The following is a 20,108-nucleotide window of genomic DNA, read 5'->3' as shown; positions in this document are numbered from 1 at the left end:
GAGGCACAAGAGTATGAAATCGCACGTTAAAGCAGTTGTCATCGGCGGTGGCGTCGTTGGGTGTTCGGTGCTTTACCACCTTGCGCGCGCCGGCTGGACCGATGTGATGCTGATCGAACGCTCGGAACTGACGTCCGGCTCTTCCTGGCATGCCGCCGGCGGTTTCCATACGCTCAATGGCGATCCCAACGTTGCCAAGCTCCAGGCCTATACGGTCAGCCTCTACAAGGAAATCGAGGAGCTTTCCGGACAGTCCTGCGGCCTGCATTTGACAGGCGGCGTCATGATGGCGGATTCGCCGGAGCGCATGGATTTCCTGCGGCTCGCCCATGCGCGCGGCCGCTATCTCGGCATGGATACGGAGCTGATCACGCCATCGGAGGCCAAGGCCATGTTCCCGCTCATGGACGAGACGAATTTCGTCGGCGCCATGTGGGACCCGGTCGAGGGCCATCTCGACCCTTCCGGGACCACCCATGCCTATGCCAAGGCCGCGCGCAAGCTCGGTGCTGAAATTACCTTGCGTAACCGCGTCGTCGAACTTACGCAGGATAGCGATGGCACTTGGAACGTTGTCACCGAACAGGGCACCGTGAAGGCGGAGCACGTCGTCAACTGCGGTGGTCTCTGGGCCCGCGAAGTCGGGCGCATGGTCGGGCTCGAACTGCCGGTCCTTGCCATGGAACACATGTACCTTCTCACCGAAGACGTTCCGGAGGTTATGGAATTCAATAAGTCCACGGGCCGCGAACTCATCGGCGTCATGGATTTCAAGGGCGAGATCTATACCCGCCAGGAGCGGAACGGCATCCTGCTCGGCACCTATGAGAAGGCAGCAAAGCCCTGGTCTCCGGTCAACACGCCATGGGATTTCGGCCACGAGCTTCTGGCGCCCGATCTCGACCGCATTGCCCCGTCCCTCGAAGTCGGCTTCAAGCATTTCCCCGGCATCGAGAAGGCGGGTATCAAGCAGATCATCAACGGCCCCTTCACCTTTGCGCCGGATGGCAATCCTCTGGTCGGCCCAGTACCCGGCCTTACCAATTACTGGACGGCATGCGCCGTCATGGCCGGTTTCAGTCAGGGCGGCGGCGTCGGGCTCGCGCTCTCCAACTGGATGGTGCATGGCGAACCCGGCTTCGACGTCTGGGGCATGGACGTGGCGCGTTTCGGCGAATGGGCGACGTTGCGCTACACCAACGCCAAGGTGCGCGAGAACTATTCTCGGCGCTTCTCGATCCGTTTCCCCAACGAGGAGTTGCCCGCGGCGCGGCCGCAGCAAACCACGCCGCTCTACGACACGATGCTGGCGCAGAATGCCGTCATGGGCGATTCCTGGGGCCTTGAAACCCCGCTCTGGTTTGCGCCAAAGGGCACTGAAGCGCGCGACATCGTCTCCTATCATCGCTCCAACGATTTCGAGCATATCGGCAACGAGGTAAGGGCGACACGCGCCGGCGTCGGCGTGACCGAGATTGCCAACTTCGCAAAGTACGAAGTAACCGGCAGCGGCGCCGAAGCGTTCCTGTCGCGCCTGATGACGAATACGATGCCCAAAGTTGGAAGGCTCGTCCTGACGCCCATGCTCAACGAAGAGGGCAAGCTCATCGGCGACTTCACCATCGCCAAGGCGGCCGACGACCGCTTCCTGATCTGGGGCTCGTCTGCCGCCCAGCGCTATCATATGCGCTGGTTCCAGAAGCAGCAGCCGAAGGATGGCTCAGTGCATATCCACCGCTTCGACCAGACACTGGTCGGTCTTGCGATCGCCGGGCCGAAGTCGCGCGACCTTCTTGCCAAGCTCGTCGACGAAGACGTGTCGAATGCCGCCTTCCGGTTCATGGATTTCCGCGAAATGGCCGTTGGCGGCGCGCCGTGCAAGGTCAATCGCATTTCGTATACGGGTGACCTTGGCTACGAAATCTGGATGGAACCTGCCTATCAGCGCCTCGTCTACAAGGCGATCAAGGACGAGGGGGCCGCGTTCGGCATTGTCGATTTCGGCATGCGCGCCCTGCTCTCCATGCGGCTCGAAAAGAACTTCCCCACGTGGTTCCGCGAGCTTCGCCCCATCTACGGCGGCTATGAGGGATCGATGGATCGCTTCATCAAGCTGTCGAAGAACGATTTCATCGGCCGCGAACATGCCGCCAGGGAAAAAGCCGAGTTCGACGCCGGGACGAGCACGAAGCTGCGCCGGGTTTCCTTCCTCATCGACGTGCCGCACGGCGAAGGCGCCGCGGATGTGATGGGCGACGAGCCGATCTGGGCCAAGGTCTCCAAGGACTACGGTACGGTCCAGGCCGGCCATGGCGTCGGCGCTCCCCGCTTCGATGCGTCCGGTGCTGTCGTCTCGGATGCGAGTGACAAGGGCGCCGTACGGGGCGACTGGCGCGTTGTCGGCTGGGTCACGTCCGGTGGCTACGCCCATTTCGTGCAGCATTCGATGGCGCAGGGTTACGTGCCGGCGGAACTCGCATCAAACGAATCCAATGGCCTGTTCGAGGTGGAGATTCTCGGTGTTCGGCGCCCCGCCCGCATCAATCTCGAGCCGCCATTCGATCCCTCAGGCGAAAAGATGCGCGGGTAGCGGCAGCGCGGAAATAAACGGCAGGCCCTTGCGCCTGCCGGTCCAGCCGACAACGGCAAGTGTGGCTGCCGCCGCGTCAAAGCGCTGGCTTCTTGCCCAGGATTTGCAGTCGATAGCGGCTACATCCGCCTTGCCGGACGCCACAGCAGCCACGGAGGCGCGGTGTCCGCCGGTCTGGAGTTCGCCGGCAAATATCGCAAGTGATTCACCCGTCGCCACCAGGTCGCGTTGCAGCCCCAGATAGCCAGACATTGAATCGTGGCTGTTGAAGGCAAAGCGTTTGCCGCGCAGCAGTTCCAGCGGCAGTATGGGCTTGCCGTCTTCCGGCGCAGCGACTGCCGCCCGCCCCTCGCCGCGCCGCATGACGAGCGCACTCGAATAAAGCGCGCCGTCCCCACCCTCAATGCCCGAATAGTCATCCTGCCCGGCAAGGTGAACGTGGGATTGAATCCCGAGTTCCATCGGCCCCCAGCATGTCTGTGTGATCAGCAATGCCGGATGGAGCCACAAGGTCGGCAGGTAGAGTTCGTCGGGAGGCAATGTAGCTGGGTCAGGCGAAATCAAATTGCCTGACCGGTCTCTGATGCCGCCTGGAACCGCCGGAAGGTCGCCATTGCGGGAAACGAGCTTTTCCGGCGCATCATAGCCATTGTCTAGCAGCACGCCGCGCATTCTTTGCCATTGCGCATGAAGTTCCGATTGCATTTCCGGCCAGTCATACATCGGCAAGGCCGCAATCAACGTCATGCGCAGCTACTCTTTGGGAGGCTCGGCTGGAATGGGAACGGTCGAACCGCCCTGCAAGCTGATGCCATGTGCCCGAGGCCGGAAAGCGCGGCCGGGAGCCAATTCGCGGCGCAGCACCGGGTGAACGACATCCTGCTTCTGTCTGAATGCGTAAGCACGCAGAATCTCGAAGTAGTTGCGGAAGACATAGCCTCCATTCATCCTCAGCCATTCATCACGCTGTTCGCTGTAAAGCCCCGGCAAATCGTACCAAGGTACAGTCGGACGGTTATGATGGACGAAGTGAAGATTGTTGTTAAGGAAGATCAACGCCAAGGGCGATTTTTCGACGATAACCGTCCGCCCGTCCGGGCGTTCCGACCACTGGTGTTCGCAATAGCTGCGGATCGAGATGATCGCAAGGCCCAGATAGACGGACGTCAACGCGTAAAGCCAAACGGGAATTCCGAAGACAAACCAAACGATCGCGAGCATCGGCACAAGGCCAAGGCCATGCAGCACCCATGCCGTTTGCGTTTTCTTGTCGCCGCCCCTTACGAGCTTGATCTCGGTGATGACGAAACCGACCACCATGAGAAACGGGCCGAGGACAACGCGGCCGACCAGCGAATTGTTGAAGTTGAGCAATGCTTTGACAAAGCCCGGCAGTTTTTCCCAGTCACCGAGCGCACGGTAATAGCTTTCGGGGTCATCGTAGGGATCGGTCAAGCGCTCGTCCGCATGGTGCTTGAGATGCAGATGCTTGTAGCGCCGATAGGGAAAGACAAGGCCGAGCGGCAGCGAAACGAGGAGTTCATTGATCATGCCACTGCGGGTCGGATGACCATGAAGGGCTTCATGCTGCAAGGATGAATGAAACGCGACAGCGATCCCCATGAGTGTCAGCGCGACGATCGGCAGGCTCGGATAGAGATAATATCCCCCTATGAACCACATTCCATAGCATGCTGTGAGCAGTGCAATGGTTGGCCACTCAATGCCGGGGTGTTTTCGCGGGTGTTGAGATCGGGAGGCGGGTATTTCGGTATGTCTTTCTGATTCCATGATTTTCATGGTCTCATTGTCAGGAACTGTCAGCAATGCGATTATTGTGAGAAAGTGTTGATTTTGGTCACCAAATGGCGCACTTGTTGTATATTATAAACAACCGAGTGTTTTCATGGACAAGCGCGACCTTGCACGGCTTTTTCAGGAGCGGATCAAGAGCCTGCTTACCCGCAGCGGTGAAAATCAATCCGCATTCGCGGCTTCCGTTGGCATAGACCGCTCTGCACTCTCCCAGTTGCTCTCCGGGCAATCGACTCGCCTCCCCCGCGTGGAAACGCTGCTCAACATCGCCGAACGGCATTCCGTATCGCTCGACTGGCTGCTTGGCCTCAGCCAGGACGAGGGCATTACCGGCGAACTGCGGCCAAGCCTTGAAATCGAGGAAGGGTTCGACAACCAGACCTTGCTGGTCAAATGGCATGCCGAGGCCACAGGCACGAAGATACGTTATGTGCCGGCCCGTATCCCCGATCTTCTACGCACGCAAGCGGTGATCGCCTATGAAACCCTGATGGTCCATCGCGATCCAGCCATACAGATGAGCGAAACGGCATTCCGCCTCGACTATAACCGCCAGCCCGGTACGGACATGGAAGTATGCATGCCGTTCCAGACCTTGCACGATTTCGCCGCGGGCTGCAGCCTTTGGGGTGACCTGCCGCGCAAGGTCCGCGTCGAGCAACTTGAACATATGGCGTCGCTGGTGGACGAACTCTATCCATCGTTCCGCCTCTATCTGTACGATGGGCGCGAGCGCTATTCGGTTCCCTATACGGTATTCGGCCCCTACCGCGCCGCCATCTTCGTCGGCGAGATGTACCTCGTGCTCTATACGACCGAGGCGGTGCTCACCATGCAGCGTCACTTTGACGGGCTGATCCGCGTCGCCAAGGTCAATGCCCACGAGGTTGCGGGTTATATTTCGTCGCTCAAGGTCACTTAGCAGCTTTACGGTTTACGACCGCTCGCGAGCCCCGATGTCGCAAAGAAGCATTGACCACATATAAAGACTTCCTTATATGGTTATCTAACTTGTTTTAAGGGACGTTCCCATGACCATTCACAATCCGCTTGCCGACCTTATCGCCGAAAAGGGTGTTCTCCTTGCCGATGGCGCGACAGGCACGAACCTCTTTGCATCGGGCCTGGAAGCGGGTGAAGCTCCGGAGCTCTGGAACGAAGCCAAGCCCGAAAAGATCACTGCCCTGCACCAGGGCTTTGTCGATGCCGGCGCCGATATCATCCTTACCAATTCCTTCGGCGGGACACGGCATCGCCTGAAACTGCATTATGCCCAGGACCGCGTCTTCGAGCTTAACAAGAAGGCGGCCGAACTGGCGCGCGAAGTCGCAGACAATGCCGGCCGCAAGGTCATTGTCGCGGGCTCGGTCGGTCCGACCGGCGAACTGCTCGTACCGCTCGGCGCGCTCACCGAGGAAGATGCCGTCGCAGCCTTTACCGAGCAACTCGAAGGCCTCAAGGCCGGCGGCGTCGATGTCGCCTGGATCGAAACAATGTCGGCCCCGGGCGAAATTCGCGCCGCTGCCGAAGCTGCGGTCAAGGTCGGATTGCCTTACGTCTATACCGGCTCTTTCGATACGGCCGGCAAGACGATGATGGGCCTGCCGCCCAAGGAAATCCATGGCGTTGCCGAAGGTCTCGAAGCAAAGCCCGTCGCGGTTGGCGCCAATTGCGGCGTCGGCGCATCCGATATCCTTGCCTCGCTTCTCGATATGAGCGAAGCAAATCCTGAAGCGACCATCGTGATCAAGGGCAATTGCGGCATCCCCGAATTTCGCGGCTCGGAAATCTTCTATTCGGGCACGCCCGATCTGATGGCAAACTATGCTCGCCTCGCAATTGACGGCGGCGCCAAGATCGTCGGCGGCTGCTGCGGAACCTCGTTCGAGCATCTCGCCGCCATGCGCAAGGCGCTCGACAGCCACACCAGCGGTCCGCGCCCGACTGTCGAGACCATCATCGAGACCATTGGACCGATGCGCAACAAGCTCGCTGCCCATGCGGACGATACGCCGAAGCGCGAACGTCGTGGGCGCCGCGGATAGTCAACGGGCTTTGAAGAAAAAAACCGGCAGCGTAGGCTGCCGGTTTTTTATTGGCTTTTACAGGTGTCAGAGATCTTCGATCTCGCGACGGACCTTCTTGAGGATTTCGCGCAGCTGCTCGGCCTTTTCCGCGTTAAGCGAACCACTGCGCAGCTTTGAATGGAGCGCAAAGCGCAAGGCGTGCATCTCCTCGCCGAGTGCCGCCCCGCGTATTTCGCCGGAAGCGTCGTCGAGCTGCGCGTTGATCTTGTCGAGTTCGGGGCGGTTCTCTTCGAGATAAGCCAGGCCCTGCTCGGTAATCGTATAGAGCCGCTTGTTGCCGTTGGTGCTGGAGGTAACGAGATCTGCCTCCTCCATCATCTGCAGCATCGGATAGATCGCACCCGGGCTTGGGCTATAAGCGCCCTGGAACCGCGCCTCGAGCGCCTTGATGACGTCATAGCCGTGACGCGGCTCTTCCGCGATCAGGCCAAGAACGACGAGACGCAGTGCGCCCGGATCGAACATGCGCGGACCGCGTCCGCCAAAGGGGCCGCCACGATGCCGGCCGAAAGGCCCGCCGCGACCGCGACCGCCGAAACGTCCGCCGCCTTCGTGCGAGCCGGCCATCCTGTCCATCCGCGACCAGTGATCGCCGCCATGGCCGTGGTTGTGTCTGCAATGATTATGCATGGGAATTTCTCCTAGTTAGTACTTCAATGCGTTATATCTAACAAACGATATATCTTTATTCAAGTCAAAGATATATCTTTTGACAGTAAATCGAGTCAACATATTGAAAACAAGATGAAATTTCTGGTGGCAATAATGATTAAGAGCGCGCGAAGGCCATATGGAAGCGCTGCTGATCGCCAAGGTAGGCGTATTGCAGTCCGACCGGGCACGCGAGCCGGGCAAGACAGCCGCCTTCCATGCAGGTCTGGCCTGGCTCCGTTGCGAGATAATCGCGGCAGCGCGCCACGGCATAAGTTTCGCCGTCAAAGGCATCAACGGGGCATGCGCTGAGACACGGTTTTGACGCACAGACGTCGCATGGATGCCCGTTCTCGGGGAGCGGCGCAAAAGCGATGGATTGCGGAAACAGCAGTGCGCCGCGAAATGCCTGCCAGAGACCATATTGCGGGTGGATCAACAGGCCGAGCGGTGACGGCCGCAACCCTTCCGCGCGCATCGCCCATTGCTGGAACGGCAGATAAGGTCGGTCCGAGGGGAAGACGGCATACCCGCCAAATTCGCTCGCGATCGCGTTGAGGACCTGCTTCGACCACGTATCGAGCGGATTGGCTACCCCCGGATTGTCCCGACGCCAGGCGGTGAACGCTGGCCAGATGGACAAGCCGAAATGACCCACAAGAACGACGCTTCGGGCTCGCGTGCCATCAGGCATGACCGGGGTGTCATCTGCTGCGCCGAATACGAAGCCGCCGCGTGGAACAAGCCCATGGGGTTCCAGCGCGGCGGCGATCGTATCAAGCATCGGCGTCAACGCCCGTCGCCGTGAATGTAAAGTTCATCCCTCGCCCGAACCCTTGATTGCGGAGGCCCAGACTTCTTTATGGATCAGATTGGCCACTTTAGCCCGGCCGTCCTCGGGCTTCTTTCAAGTGAAAGCGTCGGGCATCGAGGCCTTCTTCTTGGCGATATACTCGTTCAGAGATTCATCGATTGCCGGATCGAGATACGGGGCCTCATAGGAATCGAGCCAGCGCCGTGCGAGCTCGTTGGCGCGCTGATCGGCGCGCTTTTCGCCCTCGGCCAGCCACTGCTCGTAAGAGTTGTTGTCGGCGATGTTCGAGCGGTAGAAGGCCGTCTGGAAATTCGCCTGCGTATGGTCGCAGCCTAGATAGTGGCTGCCTGGTCCAACCTGGCGGATGGCGTCCATCGCCTGGCCGTTTTCCGAAAGATCGACGCCGGCCGCAAACTTCTGCGCCATGCCGAGCTGGTCGATATCCATCATGAACTTTTCATAGGACGATACCAGACCGCCTTCGAGCCATCCGGCCGAATGGAGGACGAAGTTCGTGCCGGCGAGCAGCGTCGAATTCAGCGTATTGGCGCTTTCATAGGCGGCCTGCGCGTCCGAAACCTTGGACGCGCAAAGCGAGCCGCCTGTACGGAATGGCAGGCCAAGGCGGCGAGCGAGCTGTGCGGCACCATAGGAGACCAGCGACGGCTCCGGAGTGCCGAAGGTCGGCGCGCCCGACTGCATGGAAATCGACGAGGCGAACGTGCCGAAAATGACCGGCGCGCCCGGCCGGATGAGCTGCGTCAGGGCCGCGCCAGCCAGCACTTCGGCCAGGATCTGGGTGAGCGTGCCGGCAACAGTCACCGGGCTCATCGCGCCGGCAAGGATGAACGGCGTAACGATGCACGCCTGGTTATTGCGGGCATAGACCTTCAGGGCACCGAGCATCGTCTCGTCGAACACCATCGGCGAGTTCGCATTGATCAGGCTGGTCAAAACCGTATTTTCGTCGAGATAGTTCTCGCCGAATACGAGCTTGCACATGGCGATCGTATCTTCAGCGCGCTCGGGCGCAGTCACCGAGCCCATGAACGGCTTGTCGGAATATTTGATATGGGCATAGATCATATCGAGGTGGCGCTTGTTGACCGGCACGTCGACCGGTTCGCACACCGTGCCGCCCGAATGATGGATCGACGGCGCCATATAGGCGAGTTTCACGAAATTATTGAAATCCTCGATCGTCGCATAGCGGCGATTGCCGTCGAGGTCGCGGACGAAAGGCGGACCGTAGACGGGCGCAAATACCGTCGCGTCGCCGCCGATCTGGACAGAACGTTCGGGATTGCGCGCATGCTGGGTGTAGATCGAGGGCGCAGTCTTCAAAAGCGACCGCGGCAGCCCTTTCGGAAAATGGACGCGCTCGCCCTTGATGTCGGCGCCCGCTTCCTTCCACAGCGCCAAAGCTTCCGCGTCGTCGCGAAATTCGATGCCAGTCTCTTCGAGCACCGTGTCTGCATTGGCCTCGATCAGCGCCAGTCCTTCTTCATCGAGCACTTCGTAGGTGCGAATCTTGCGCGTGATATAGGTCAGCGATTTGCCGGGACCACCGCCGGAACGTGCCGCGCGACGAGCGGCAGCGCCACCACTGGCGCCACGACTGCGGCGTCCGCCGCCGGTGTCGGTTTCCGCGGGTGCATCGACGGGTGTTTCCTCAATCATTGTCTTTCTCCAGGCGCACGAAGCGCAGACTTCCAATCAATCAGACCAAATCCTAACCGTCATGCCTGCGGGGGCGTTTCCGTGTGCGGCACATGATGGCGCATCGGAGACAAACATCCGGTCGTTTTCGTCATTTACAAGGTCGCTTTTAAGCAATGCGTTTTCAGCAACTTGCCCGATATGTTAAACGAATGCCAGCGGGCGACAAAGCACCCATATTATCCAGTGTCGCTCTGTGCTACGGACCTGTGCATAACGCTTGAAAGGAAGCAGACCCATGGCCGATGATGAAATCATTCTTTCGGAGCTTTCGGACGATGAACTCGTCGAGCAAATGCATGACGATCTGTATGACGGTTTGAAGGAAGAGATCGAAGAAGGCACCAACATCCTGCTTGAGCGCGGCTGGGTACCCTACAGGGTCCTCACCGAGGCGCTCGTCGAAGGCATGCGCATCGTCGGCGAGGATTTCCGCGACGGTATCCTGTTCGTCCCCGAAGTCCTCCTCTCGGCCAATGCGATGAAGGCCGGCATGTTCATTCTGCGCCCGCTGCTTGCAGCGACCGGAGCGCCAAAACAGGGCAAGCTCGTCATCGGTACCGTCAAGGGTGACATTCACGACATCGGCAAGAACCTCGTCGGCATGATGATGGAAGGCGCCGGCTTTGACGTGATCGACCTCGGCATCAACAATCCCGTCGAGAACTACCTCGCCGCCATCGAAGAGCATCAGCCAGACATTCTCGGCATGTCGGCCCTGCTGACGACGACCATGCCCTATATGAAGGTCGTCATCGACACGATGAAGGAAAAGGGCATTCGCGACGACTATGTCGTTCTCGTCGGCGGCGCGCCGCTCAACGAGGAATTCGGCAAGGCTGTCGGCGCTGACGCCTATTGCCGCGATGCTGCCGTCGCGGTCGAAACGGCCAAATCCTACATGAAGCGCAAGCACAACCAGCTTTCCGCTTAAAGCATATGAAAACGGCCGCGACAGGCGCGGCCGTTTTCAGAACATCTATAAAGAATAGACTACTAAGTAATAAAATTAATCTGAATCAACAGATTAGTTGGCAGCCTTGGCGACGCGATGGCCGGCGTTCTGCGTAGCATTTACGGTGTTGGCCGCATCGGCGCCCACGCCGCGTATGGTATTTGCGCAACCTGCAAGTGCAACAACTGCAAGTACAGCGGCAATCGGAACGATATGTGATAGTTTCATGGATTGTGTCTCCCGTTCTGCTAAAATGAAATTCAACGGTCGGATAACGCGATAGAGCATCATCGGTTCCATGACTCTTCAACAAAAGTCAACGAAATCAACACAGACCGTGCGCGTCATCGCCTGCGGCATGATTGCGCGCGAAATTCTTGCCATCCAAGAGCAATTCGGCCTTCACCATATCGATTTGAAATGCCTGCCGGCGATCTATCACCATTACCCGGACAAGATTGCTCCTGCTGTGGATCGCGCCATAGTCAAGGCCAAGGCGGCGGGCATTTCCCGTATTTTCGTTGGCTATGCGGATTGCGGCACCGGAGGCCTGCTCGACCGTGTGTGTGAGAAGCATGGCGTCGAGCGGATCGAAGGTCCGCACTGTTTTTCCTTCTACGCCGGCAATGCAGCCTTCGGTGCGCAGTGGGAGGATGACATGACATCGTTCTTCATGACCGATTTCCTCGCAAGGCATTTCGAGGCCTTCATGGTGAAGCCGCTCGGCCTCGACCGTCACCCCGAACTGCGCGACATGTATTTCAGCAATTACACCAAGATGATCTACATGGCGCAAACCGACGATCCGGCCCTCAGCCGCAAGGCCGAAGCAGCCGCAGCTTTTTTGGGTCTTGCCTATGAGCGCCGCCTCACCGGCTATGGCGATCTCATACCCGCCCTGACCGCAACTGCAGCCCTTTAGACGCGCACCGCAAACCCCACGCCTTCCAAGGAGCCCTCATGACCTGTCGCGCCGCCCTCGCCACGATCTTCTGCCTGTTGTTGCCTGCCAGTGCGCTTGCAGATGGCGAGATCACACGGCTGATCACCAAATCGGACCAGGCGCGGCTCGATAAATATGAAGCGACGCGAACCGCTGCTGTCGATGCGGCGAGGAAGGGCGGCACTTCAGGCGATGTGGCGCAGCTTGATGGGGTTCTCGCCAAGCCGGCGCTCGCCTTCAATGAAGGCTTCGACATGGTGGGCAATTGGCAATGCCGCACCATCAAGCTTGGCAAGCAACCGCCGCTGACCGTCTATGGTTGGTTCAAATGCCGCGTTACGGACGACGGATCCGGCTGGATGCTCGAGAAAACCAGCGGTTCGCAGCGCACCAAGGGCCGCTTCTACACAGAAAGCGACAAGCGCCTGACCTATCTCGGCGTCGGCTATGTTGCAGGCGAAAAGCCGAAACGCTATGGCGCCGGGCCCGATACCGATCAGGTCGGCTACGCCTATCGCACGGGCAAAAACGAGTTCCGCATCGAGTTTCCAGCCCCCGCGCTCGAATCCCTCATGGACATCATCGAACTCAGGCGCTGAGACACTTTCGTCATTGCAATGTCACCATTGCCGCGCCATATGCGTCGAAACTTGAACCTACGACGATAAGATGGCCGCCATCGACGCGAACAACGAAATAAAGCCGCACAAGCCTGATTTGCATGCGGCCGACAACGATCCCCGCTCCCTGTCCCAGGTCTTCGAGGACCTGGCGCGGTCGGCAACGGAGCCGGTATCGTTCGCCGAGCTGGAAGATGCCTTCACAGATCGCAGCTTCGCCGCGCTCCTCACCTTCTTCGCCATCTTGAACCTGCTGCCGCTGCCACCTGGAACCGGTGTCATCACCGGTATACCGCTGGTGCTTCTTTCCGTGCAGATGGTCATGGGCCGCGAATCCGTGTGGCTTCCTTCATTCATGCGCGACAAGACCATTTCGCCCGAGCGTTTCCGGCTTGTTTCCGACAAGGTCGTTCCCTGGTTGCAGTGGCTGGAGCGCTTTATCCGGCCACGCAACTGGCCGTTCGGCCGCCGTCAGGGCGACCGCTGGCTTGGCGTATTCACGACCATTCTCGGCATGTCGGTCGTCATTCCCATGCCGTTGTCGAACTGGCTGCCGGCGCTCGCCACGGTCATCATCGGCATTGCGCTTTGCGAGCGCGACGGCAGGCTGATGATTGCCGGTCTTGCACTTGGCCTTATCTCGATGAGTATTGTCTTCGGCGTCGCCTTTGCTGCGGCAAGCGCAGTCAGCTACGCGGCGACGTTCTGGCCCTTCTGATTGCCTGTCGCAAAAGCGCAAATGAATGACGTCGCATTTGAGTGGTCGCGCGTCGTGAGATAGCAAGCTTAACCCCTGATATTCCGGCAAAAGGGTCGTTATCGGAGGTTGAATTGCATGGCTGATCTTATTGTCGTTTATTGGCGGGACATTCCCGCTCAAGTGACCGTCAAGAAAGGCCGCCAGGCAGCCAAGCGCGAGCTTTCCCTTCGATTTACCGAGGCTATCGACATGTGCGCGATGCGCATAGGCGCCAGGGATTCCGACGCCTATCTCGCGGAGTGGCGTCGCGGCACCCCGGTGCCGGTGAGTGATGATCTTGACGGTGAGGCTGACGCAGCCCTTGCCCGCATTGAAAATGAATATGATCGGGAACGCCTTGTGGCGCTTGTAAAGGCAGGTGGACATGACAATTCATGAATTGAAAGCGAAGCCAATGACAAAGATCGCAGCATCCATCGAAGTGGCGGCACGCCAGGCTATCGAATCGCAGGACCTGCCTGGTCTGTTTCCAGCCGGTACCCGCGTCTACATTACCGACATGGGCACCGACAGCGTCGATACGCTGACGGCCGCGGCCAAGCGCGTTCATGATCTCGGCTACAAGCCCGTTCCGCACTTTGCCTCACGCCGCTTGTCGACGAAGGCTGCGCTTGAAACGCGCATCCGCCGCGCTGCCGAAGAGGCAGGCGTGACTGACATATTGGTTATCGGCGGTGGGCTGGAGCGCCAGGCCGGCGAGTTCTCCTCGACCATGCAGGTGCTCGAAACCGGCTTCTTCGACAAATACGGCATCAACGAAATGGGCGTTGCCGGCCATCCCGAAGGCAGCCCAGAATTTTCCGAAGCGGTCGCGCTCCAGGCGCTTCGCCTCAAGAAAAACTTCGGCGAGCGCACCGGTGCAAAGCTGCGCGTCGTTACCCAGTTCGGGTTTGATGCCGAGCGCTTCATCCGCTACGCCGAATCGCTGCGCGAGCATGGCATCGACCTACCGGTCCATCTCGGTGTTGCCGGTCCCGCCAAGATCACCACGCTCATTAAATACGCGGCCATGTGCGGCGTCGGCAATTCGATCAGCTTCCTGAAGAAGAACGCGCTTTCCCTGACCGCTCTCGCCACCAGCCATTCGCCGGAAGGCGTTGTCGGCCCGATCGAGCAGCATGTCATCGGCAATCCGATGTCGGCGATCAAGCAGATCCACCTCTTCCCGTTTGGCGGCCTGAAAAAGACCTCCGAGTGGCTTGTCGAACGTGGCTCCTGGAACGTAAACAACGCGCATTACTCTTCCGCAAACGCAGCCGCAAACTGAGGTTCCCTGCATGACCCGTACGATCGTTGCCTCGGCGACCAAAGAAATCATCATCGGATTTGACCAGCCTTTCTGCGTGATCGGCGAGCGGATCAATCCGACCGGCCGCAAGAAGCTCGCTGCCGAAATGGTCGCAGGCAACTTCGACACGGTGATCAAGGACGCACTGGAGCAGGTTGCGGCCGGCGCCACTATGCTCGACGTCAATGCCGGCGTTACCGCCGTCGATCCCAACGCCACGGAGCCTGGCCTGCTCGTGCAGACGCTGGAGATCGTCCAGGGCCTCGTCGACGTACCGCTCTCCATCGACAGCTCGGTAACAGCCGCCATCGAGGCGGCTCTGAAGGTTGCCAAGGGCCGTCCGCTCGTCAATTCGGTGACGGGTGAAGAAGAAAAGCTCGAGGCGATCCTTCCGCTCATCAAGAAGTACAACGTCCCTGTTGTCGCCATCTCGAATGACGAGACCGGCATTTCGATGGATCCGGACGTGCGCTTTGCCGTCGCTAAGAAGATTGTCGAACGCGCTGCCGACTTCGGCATTCCGGCGCATGATATTGTTGTTGATCCGCTGGTGATGCCGATCGGTGCGCTCGGTGATGCGGGACGCCAGGTATTTGCGCTGCTGCGCCGCCTGCGCGAGGAGCTCAAGGTCAACACGACGTGCGGCCTTTCCAATATTTCCTTCGGCCTGCCGCATCGCCATGGCATCAATGCGGGCTTCATACCGATGGTGATCGGGGCCGGCATGACCTCCGCGATCATGAACCCATGCCGCCCGCAGGAAATGGAGGCAGTGCACGCCGCCAATGTCCTCAACGGCACCGACCCGAACTGTACCTACTGGATCAAGAAGTATCGCGACCATCAGCCGGCAGCGGCTGGAGCGGCTCCCGCAGCCACACCCTCGGTTCCTGCCGATGGCGCCGGTGGCGGTCGCCGCCGTGGCGGCCGCGAGGCGCGGCGCGGCGCCGCAGGCTGAGCATTTGCCTCAGCCGGACAGCCCGGTCTAACAAGGCGGTGGGTGGCAGATGCTGCCCCTCGCCCCGCAAGTTTTGGAGCATCGATCTTGAACGCACCCGTCAAAGCACCTGAGACATCGGCAAAGGAAGCGCTGGTTCTCTTCATGCCGTCGGGGAAGCGCGGACGATTTGCCGTTGGAACGCCAATACTCGAAGCGGCGCGCACCCTCGGCGTGTATGTCGAGAGCGTCTGCGGCGGCCGTGGCATTTGCGGACGCTGCCAGGTCGAGGTTCAGGAAGGCCGTTTCGCCAAGCATGGCATTACGTCATCCAATGACCACATCTCGGAATTCGGCCCCAAGGAGCAGCGCTATGCCGAAAAGCGCGACCTCAAGGAAGGCCGCCGCCTTTCCTGCTCCGCCACGATCCTCGGCGATCTCGTCGTCGATGTTCCCCAGGACGTGCAGGTCAATGCGCAGGTCGTGCGCAAGGCCGCCGATACGCGCATCATCGAGCGCAACCCTGCGATCCACATGTGCTATGTCGAGGTCGAAGAGCCGGACATGCACAAGCCGCTTGGCGATCTCGATCGCCTGAAGGCTGCGCTGGAAAAGGAATGGGGCATTCGCAACCTTCAGGTGGATACGCACATCCTGCCGAACGTGCAGAAGATCCTGCGCAAGGGCAATTGGGGCGTCACCGCCGCCATCTACCACGACGAGGAGACCTCGCGTCCCGCCATGGTCGGTCTCTGGCCGGGTCTCAAAAACGAGGCCTACGGCATCGCCTGCGATATCGGCTCGACGACGATCGCCATGCATCTTTCGTCGCTGCTTTCGGTGCGCACCATTGCTTCGGCCGGCGCGTCCAATCCGCAGATCAGATTCGGCGAAGATCTGATGAGCCGCGTATCCTACGTCATGATGAACCCCGACGGGCGTGAAGCGATGACCGCGGCCGTGCGCGAGGCCATCAACGGGCTGATCGACAAGGTTTGCGCCGAAGGCGAGGTCGCGCGCGAGGATATACTCGATGCGGTGTTTGTCGGAAATCCGATCATGCACCACCTCTTTCTCGGGATCGACCCGACGGAACTTGGCGGCGCGCCGTTCGCGCTCGCCGTCTCCGGCGCCGTGCATTTGAAGGCATCGGATATCGGCCTGCCGATGAATGCCGGAACCCGCGTCTATATGCTGCCTTGCATTGCCGGCCACGTCGGCGCTGACGCTGCGGCCGCAACGCTTGCTGAAGGTCCGCACCGCCAGGACGAAATGATGCTGCTCGTCGATGTCGGCACCAATGCCGAAATCGTGCTCGGCAACAGGCATCGCACGGTCGCGGCCTCGTCGCCCACCGGCCCGGCCTTCGAAGGCGCGGAAATTTCCGGTGGCCAGCGTGCAGCCCCGGGCGCTATTGAACGCGTGCGCATCGATCCGTTGACACTCGAGCCACGCTTCCGCGTCATCGGCACCGAACAATGGTCCGACGAACCGGGCTTCGACGCAGCGGTGCAGACAAGCGGCATTACCGGAATATGCGGCTCGGCAATCATCGAGGTCATTGCCGAAATGTACCTCTCGGGCATCATTTCCGAAGATGGTGTCGTTGACGGCAGCCTCGCCGCCCGTTCGCCGCGCGTCAGGGCCAATGGCCGGACATTCTCATATCTCCTGCACGAAGGCTCGCCGACGATCACGATCACGCAGAACGACGTTCGCGCCATCCAGCTTGCCAAGGCCGCGCTCTATGCTGGCGTCAAGCTCCTGATGGACAAGCTTGGCATCGACCACGTCGATCAGATCAGCTTTGCCGGCGCCTTCGGCTCGTTCATCGATCCGAAATATGCGATGGTACTCGGCCTTATCCCCGATTGCGATCTCGACAAGGTCAAGGCGGTCGGCAATGCCGCAGGCACCGGGGCACGCATGGCGCTCCTCAACCGCAATTATCGGCGCGAGATCGAGGATACAGTGACGCGGATCGAAAAGATCGAGACCGCTCTCGAGCCGAAGTTCCAGGAGCATTTCGTCCACGCCATGGCGATGCCGAACAAGATCGACCCCTTTCCGAAACTCTCGCACGCCGTGATCTTGCCTCCTCGCAAGAATGTCAGCGAGGACGGGATTGCCGGAGATGCTACGCCGCGCCGCCGCTCGCGCGAGGATCGCGCGGCAAGGCGCAACCGGGAATAGGCTTCAGCCGCTTTGTCCTTGTCGCGGTTTTCCGCTATCAAGCATCGATGATGTTTGATTCCGGATATGATTTTCCATGATAGCCTGCTTCGATATTGGCGGATCTGCGATCAAGGGTGCGATCGCCTATTCGCCCGAGGATATAAGACCGGTGCCCAAGGTGGCGACGCCGCTCCATGATTTCGACGCGTTTGCGGGCGTAATTCAAAAGATCGCCGTGGATGGCGGTGCGGATCCGCAAAGCCTCATCGCCATTTCCATTGCCGGGGTGGTCGATGCGGATACGGGCCGGATCACCTGCGCCAATATTCCTTGCGTTCACCAGCGCAGGCTCGAAGCCGACCTGAGCGAAAAGCTGCAGCGGCGCGTGCTCATTGCCAATGATGCCGACTGTTTCGCGCTGTCGGAGGCTGTCGTCGGCGCCGGGCGTGGTCACCGCGTCGTCTTCGGCATCATCCTCGGCACCGGCGTCGGCGGCGGCATCGTCATCGACGGCAAGATTCATGAGGGCGCGGGCGGTTTTGCCGGGGAATGGGGCCATGGCCCCGTCGCGGCGACACTCGCCGGCAATCCGCCGCTCGCCATACCGCGTTTTGCCTGCGGCTGCGGCCAGATCGGCTGCGTCGATGCCATCGGCGCGGCGCGGGGCATGGAAAAGCTCCATGCGCATCTTCATGGCGTGAACCTGCCGAGCACCGAGATCATCGCGGCCTGGGATTTGGGCGACGCGACAGCGGAGCGCACAATCGATTGCTATATCGATATCGTCAGCGGTCCTCTCGCAATGACCCTCAATGTCGTCGGCGCTTCGATCGTCCCGGTCGGCGGCGGACTCGCCAATTCGGTAAACCTGATCCGCCGGCTCGATGAAGCGGTGCGCGCGCGAATCCTGCGGAAGACTGACAAGCCGCTGGTCATCCCGGGCGAATTGAAAATTGAGCCCGGCCTTATCGGTGCCGGGGTCCTCGGATTGATGGAAGCTGCCAAATGAGTGTTCTTCTCGAAATATGCGTCGACAGCCCCGAGGGACTTGCGACGGCTATTGCCGGGGGCGCGGACCGTATCGAACTCTGTTCGGCGCTCGAAGTCGGCGGCCTTACGCCGACCCCCGGGCTGATCGGACAGGCTGCGGTCGCACCCATACCCGTCTATGCGATGATCCGCCCGCGGCCCGGACACTTCGTCTATGGGGAAGCCGATATAGACGCCATGCTGCGCGAGATCGATGCCATGCGCAGCGCCGGTCTCGCCGGCGTCGTCTTCGGCGCCAACCATGCGGATGGGACACTGGACCATACGACGCTCGAACGGCTGATCCGGCAATGCGATGGGTTCGGCGTCACCTTGCACCGCGCCTTCGACCTTGTCCCTGACCTTGATGAAGCGGTGGAAACAGCGGTCGAACTCGGTTTCGAGCGCATATTGACCTCCGGCCGCGCCCTGACCGGGATTGAGGGCATCGACGATCTGGAACGAACGTTTGCTCGCGCCGACGGCCGGATCAAGGTCATGCCCGGCTCGGGTGTCAACATCGGCAATGTCGAGACGTTGCTCAAGCGTATCCCATTCACTGAGATTCACTCGTCCGGGTCTGTCGATGCGCCGCCATTGAGCGAAGGCGCGCGGCGCCTCGGTTTCGAGACGCCGACGCAGAAAATGACGAGCGTCGAGCGCGTGCGCGCCTTGAAGGAATTCTGCCTGCGGGCGTAAGAGCCCAGGACTCAGAGCCTGCCGGTCCGCTCGTACCCTTCGAAATAAACCCTGAGATGCTGGGCGACTGCCTTCACATGGGCGCCTGCATTCTTGGCAACCAGCATTCCAAGCTTCGATTCGCCGAGCCTCGGCAGGCCGTGCTCGGATCCGAGCTGCACCATATTATCGTCCAGCAGGAACTTCGAGAACGGGGCAACGGCGAGATCGGCGAGAATGGCGGCGCGCTGGCCCATCGTATGCGCACTCATATAGGCCACGCGATAGTCGCGGCCAGCGCTTTCGAGCGCGCTGATCGCATTGGCGCGCCAGATGCACCCTTCTTCCCACATGGAAAGCGGCAGCGGATTACGCTCATGTGCGGTGCCGCACTTGGCCCCAGCCCAGATAATCTCCTCGGTCATGAGAATTTCGATCTCCTCGACCTTGGCCAGCGTTTCGTTGACATTGACCAGCGTTACGTCAAGGCGCTGCTCATCGAGCCGCTTGCGCAGGCCGTTGCTCTGGTCGATGACAACATCCACCGTAACATCGGGATGGGTTTCGGCGAATCGCTTCAACACGAAGGGAAGAACCCGCTCGCCGATATCGTCAGGCGCGCCGAGGCGCACCACGCCCGACACGGTCGGCGCAATGAACTTTGCCACCGTCTCGCGATTGAGCGCCAGCATACGCCGCGCATAGCCGAGCAGGACCTCGCCGCTCGGCGTCAATTTTACTGAACGCGCATCGCGTTCGAGCAATACGTGACCAAGCGTTTCCTCAAGCTTCTTGATCTGCATCGAAACGGCTGAGGGCGTGCGGAACACCGCATTCGCCGCACTCGAAAAACTCCCCGTCTCCGCAATCATCGCGAACGTGCGCAAGACGTCGAGATCCAGGATTGGGATGGGATGATGCATTGGTGCTGACATATCGCCAAATCCTCTATCAATTTTTCTTAAGCATAGTGTTCCGTAATTTCGTTTGATTGAACATCAACTTGGGCAGATAGTCAAGATCATAGAAACGGACGGCGTTGAAATT

At 59.9% G+C, this 20,108-nt stretch carries 20 protein-coding genes; 13 read left to right on the top strand and 7 right to left on the bottom strand.

What is annotated here, in order from left to right:
- Positions 1-13 precede the first annotated feature (13 nt).
- Positions 14-2,590 (top strand): FAD-dependent oxidoreductase, encoded by a 2,577-nt coding sequence (locus tag GF108_RS15555; protein ID WP_153668819.1) that lies wholly within the window; start codon positions 14-16, stop codon positions 2,588-2,590.
- Here GF108_RS15555 and GF108_RS15550 read toward each other — a convergent pair.
- Complete coding sequence (locus GF108_RS15550; protein ID WP_153668817.1) at positions 2,567-3,337, bottom strand: phosphate/phosphite/phosphonate ABC transporter substrate-binding protein; 771 nt, start codon at positions 3,335-3,337, stop codon at positions 2,567-2,569. The genes GF108_RS15555 and GF108_RS15550 overlap by 24 nt on opposite strands.
- A 6-nt stretch (positions 3,338-3,343) precedes the next feature.
- Positions 3,344-4,273 carry a fatty acid desaturase gene (locus GF108_RS15545; RefSeq protein ID WP_246663969.1) on the bottom strand — a complete coding sequence of 310 codons (930 nt, stop codon included), beginning with the start codon at positions 4,271-4,273 and terminating at the stop codon, positions 3,344-3,346.
- 223 nt (positions 4,274-4,496) lie between these two features.
- On the opposite strand from GF108_RS15545, the gene GF108_RS15540 reads away from it, so the two are divergent.
- Positions 4,497-5,327, top strand: a complete 831-nt coding sequence (locus tag GF108_RS15540) for a helix-turn-helix domain-containing protein (RefSeq protein ID WP_153668813.1) — start codon at positions 4,497-4,499, stop codon at positions 5,325-5,327.
- A gap of 109 nt (positions 5,328-5,436) precedes the next feature.
- The gene (gene bmt, locus GF108_RS15535; protein ID WP_153668811.1) at positions 5,437-6,450 is read left to right on the top strand and encodes a betaine--homocysteine S-methyltransferase; all 1,014 of its coding nucleotides are present in this window, start codon (positions 5,437-5,439) and stop codon (positions 6,448-6,450) included.
- A gap of 66 nt (positions 6,451-6,516) precedes the next feature.
- On the opposite strand, the gene GF108_RS15530 is transcribed toward bmt, so the two are convergent.
- The 3 genes from GF108_RS15530 to GF108_RS15520 form a co-directional block, all read right to left on the bottom strand.
- Positions 6,517-7,122, bottom strand: coding sequence for a PadR family transcriptional regulator (locus GF108_RS15530; protein ID WP_246663968.1), 606 nt, complete (start codon positions 7,120-7,122; stop codon positions 6,517-6,519).
- A gap of 139 nt (positions 7,123-7,261) precedes the next feature.
- Entirely contained in the window at positions 7,262-7,927 is a 666-nt protein-coding gene (locus tag GF108_RS15525) for a 4Fe-4S dicluster domain-containing protein (RefSeq protein WP_153668809.1), read from the bottom strand.
- Positions 7,928-8,050: 123 nt separating this feature from the next.
- Complete coding sequence (locus tag GF108_RS15520; RefSeq protein WP_027231795.1) at positions 8,051-9,637, bottom strand: trimethylamine methyltransferase family protein; 1,587 nt, start codon at positions 9,635-9,637, stop codon at positions 8,051-8,053.
- Between the two features lie 277 nt (positions 9,638-9,914).
- Between GF108_RS15520 and GF108_RS15515 the strand changes: the two genes are divergently transcribed.
- On the top strand, positions 9,915-10,610 hold the full coding sequence (locus GF108_RS15515) for a B12-binding domain-containing protein (RefSeq protein ID WP_153668807.1): 696 nt from the start codon (positions 9,915-9,917) through the stop codon (positions 10,608-10,610).
- Between the two features lie 93 nt (positions 10,611-10,703).
- Here the strand turns inward: GF108_RS15515 and GF108_RS15510 are convergent, their stop codons facing one another.
- Entirely contained in the window at positions 10,704-10,859 is a 156-nt protein-coding gene (locus GF108_RS15510) for an entericidin (RefSeq protein ID WP_091922446.1), read from the bottom strand.
- Between the two features lie 70 nt (positions 10,860-10,929).
- On the opposite strand from GF108_RS15510, the gene GF108_RS15505 reads away from it, so the two are divergent.
- From GF108_RS15505 to GF108_RS15465, 9 genes are all read left to right on the top strand, one after another.
- Positions 10,930-11,553: a DUF1638 domain-containing protein gene (locus GF108_RS15505; protein ID WP_153668805.1), complete on the top strand. Its 624-nt coding sequence runs from the start codon at positions 10,930-10,932 to the stop codon at positions 11,551-11,553.
- A 38-nt stretch (positions 11,554-11,591) separates the two neighbouring features.
- Positions 11,592-12,173: a DUF4893 domain-containing protein gene (locus GF108_RS15500; RefSeq protein ID WP_153668803.1), complete on the top strand. Its 582-nt coding sequence runs from the start codon at positions 11,592-11,594 to the stop codon at positions 12,171-12,173.
- A gap of 70 nt (positions 12,174-12,243) precedes the next feature.
- Positions 12,244-12,912 (top strand): exopolysaccharide biosynthesis protein, encoded by a 669-nt coding sequence (locus GF108_RS15495; protein ID WP_091945218.1) that lies wholly within the window; start codon positions 12,244-12,246, stop codon positions 12,910-12,912.
- Between the two features lie 117 nt (positions 12,913-13,029).
- Positions 13,030-13,332, top strand: coding sequence for a virulence factor (locus tag GF108_RS15490; RefSeq protein ID WP_091922166.1), 303 nt, complete (start codon positions 13,030-13,032; stop codon positions 13,330-13,332).
- A gap of 16 nt (positions 13,333-13,348) precedes the next feature.
- The gene (locus GF108_RS15485) at positions 13,349-14,221 is read left to right on the top strand and encodes a methylenetetrahydrofolate reductase (protein WP_153668801.1); all 873 of its coding nucleotides are present in this window, start codon (positions 13,349-13,351) and stop codon (positions 14,219-14,221) included.
- A 10-nt stretch (positions 14,222-14,231) separates the two neighbouring features.
- Positions 14,232-15,200 (top strand): methyltetrahydrofolate cobalamin methyltransferase, encoded by a 969-nt coding sequence (locus tag GF108_RS15480; RefSeq protein WP_091922168.1) that lies wholly within the window; start codon positions 14,232-14,234, stop codon positions 15,198-15,200.
- A 144-nt stretch (positions 15,201-15,344) separates the two neighbouring features.
- On the top strand, positions 15,345-17,372 hold the full coding sequence (locus GF108_RS15475; RefSeq protein ID WP_153669496.1) for an ASKHA domain-containing protein: 2,028 nt from the start codon (positions 15,345-15,347) through the stop codon (positions 17,370-17,372).
- A gap of 76 nt (positions 17,373-17,448) precedes the next feature.
- Entirely contained in the window at positions 17,449-18,363 is a 915-nt protein-coding gene (locus GF108_RS15470) for an ROK family protein (protein WP_153668799.1), read from the top strand.
- A complete protein-coding gene (locus GF108_RS15465) occupies positions 18,360-19,082 on the top strand; it encodes a copper homeostasis protein CutC (RefSeq protein ID WP_153668797.1) in 723 nt (240 codons plus the stop codon). Before GF108_RS15470 ends, GF108_RS15465 begins: the two co-directional genes overlap by 4 nt.
- 11 nt (positions 19,083-19,093) lie before the next feature.
- On the opposite strand, the gene GF108_RS15460 is transcribed toward GF108_RS15465, so the two are convergent.
- Positions 19,094-19,996 carry a LysR family transcriptional regulator gene (locus GF108_RS15460; protein WP_027231806.1) on the bottom strand — a complete coding sequence of 301 codons (903 nt, stop codon included), beginning with the start codon at positions 19,994-19,996 and terminating at the stop codon, positions 19,094-19,096.
- Between the last annotated feature and the right edge of the window lie 112 nt (positions 19,997-20,108).

This window comes from Phyllobacterium sp. SYP-B3895, assembly GCF_009647635.1.
GTDB lineage: Bacteria > Pseudomonadota > Alphaproteobacteria > Rhizobiales > Rhizobiaceae > Phyllobacterium > Phyllobacterium pellucidum.
The sequence above is the reverse complement of the archived record's forward strand: the minus strand, read 5'-3'. Positions and strand labels throughout refer to the sequence as shown.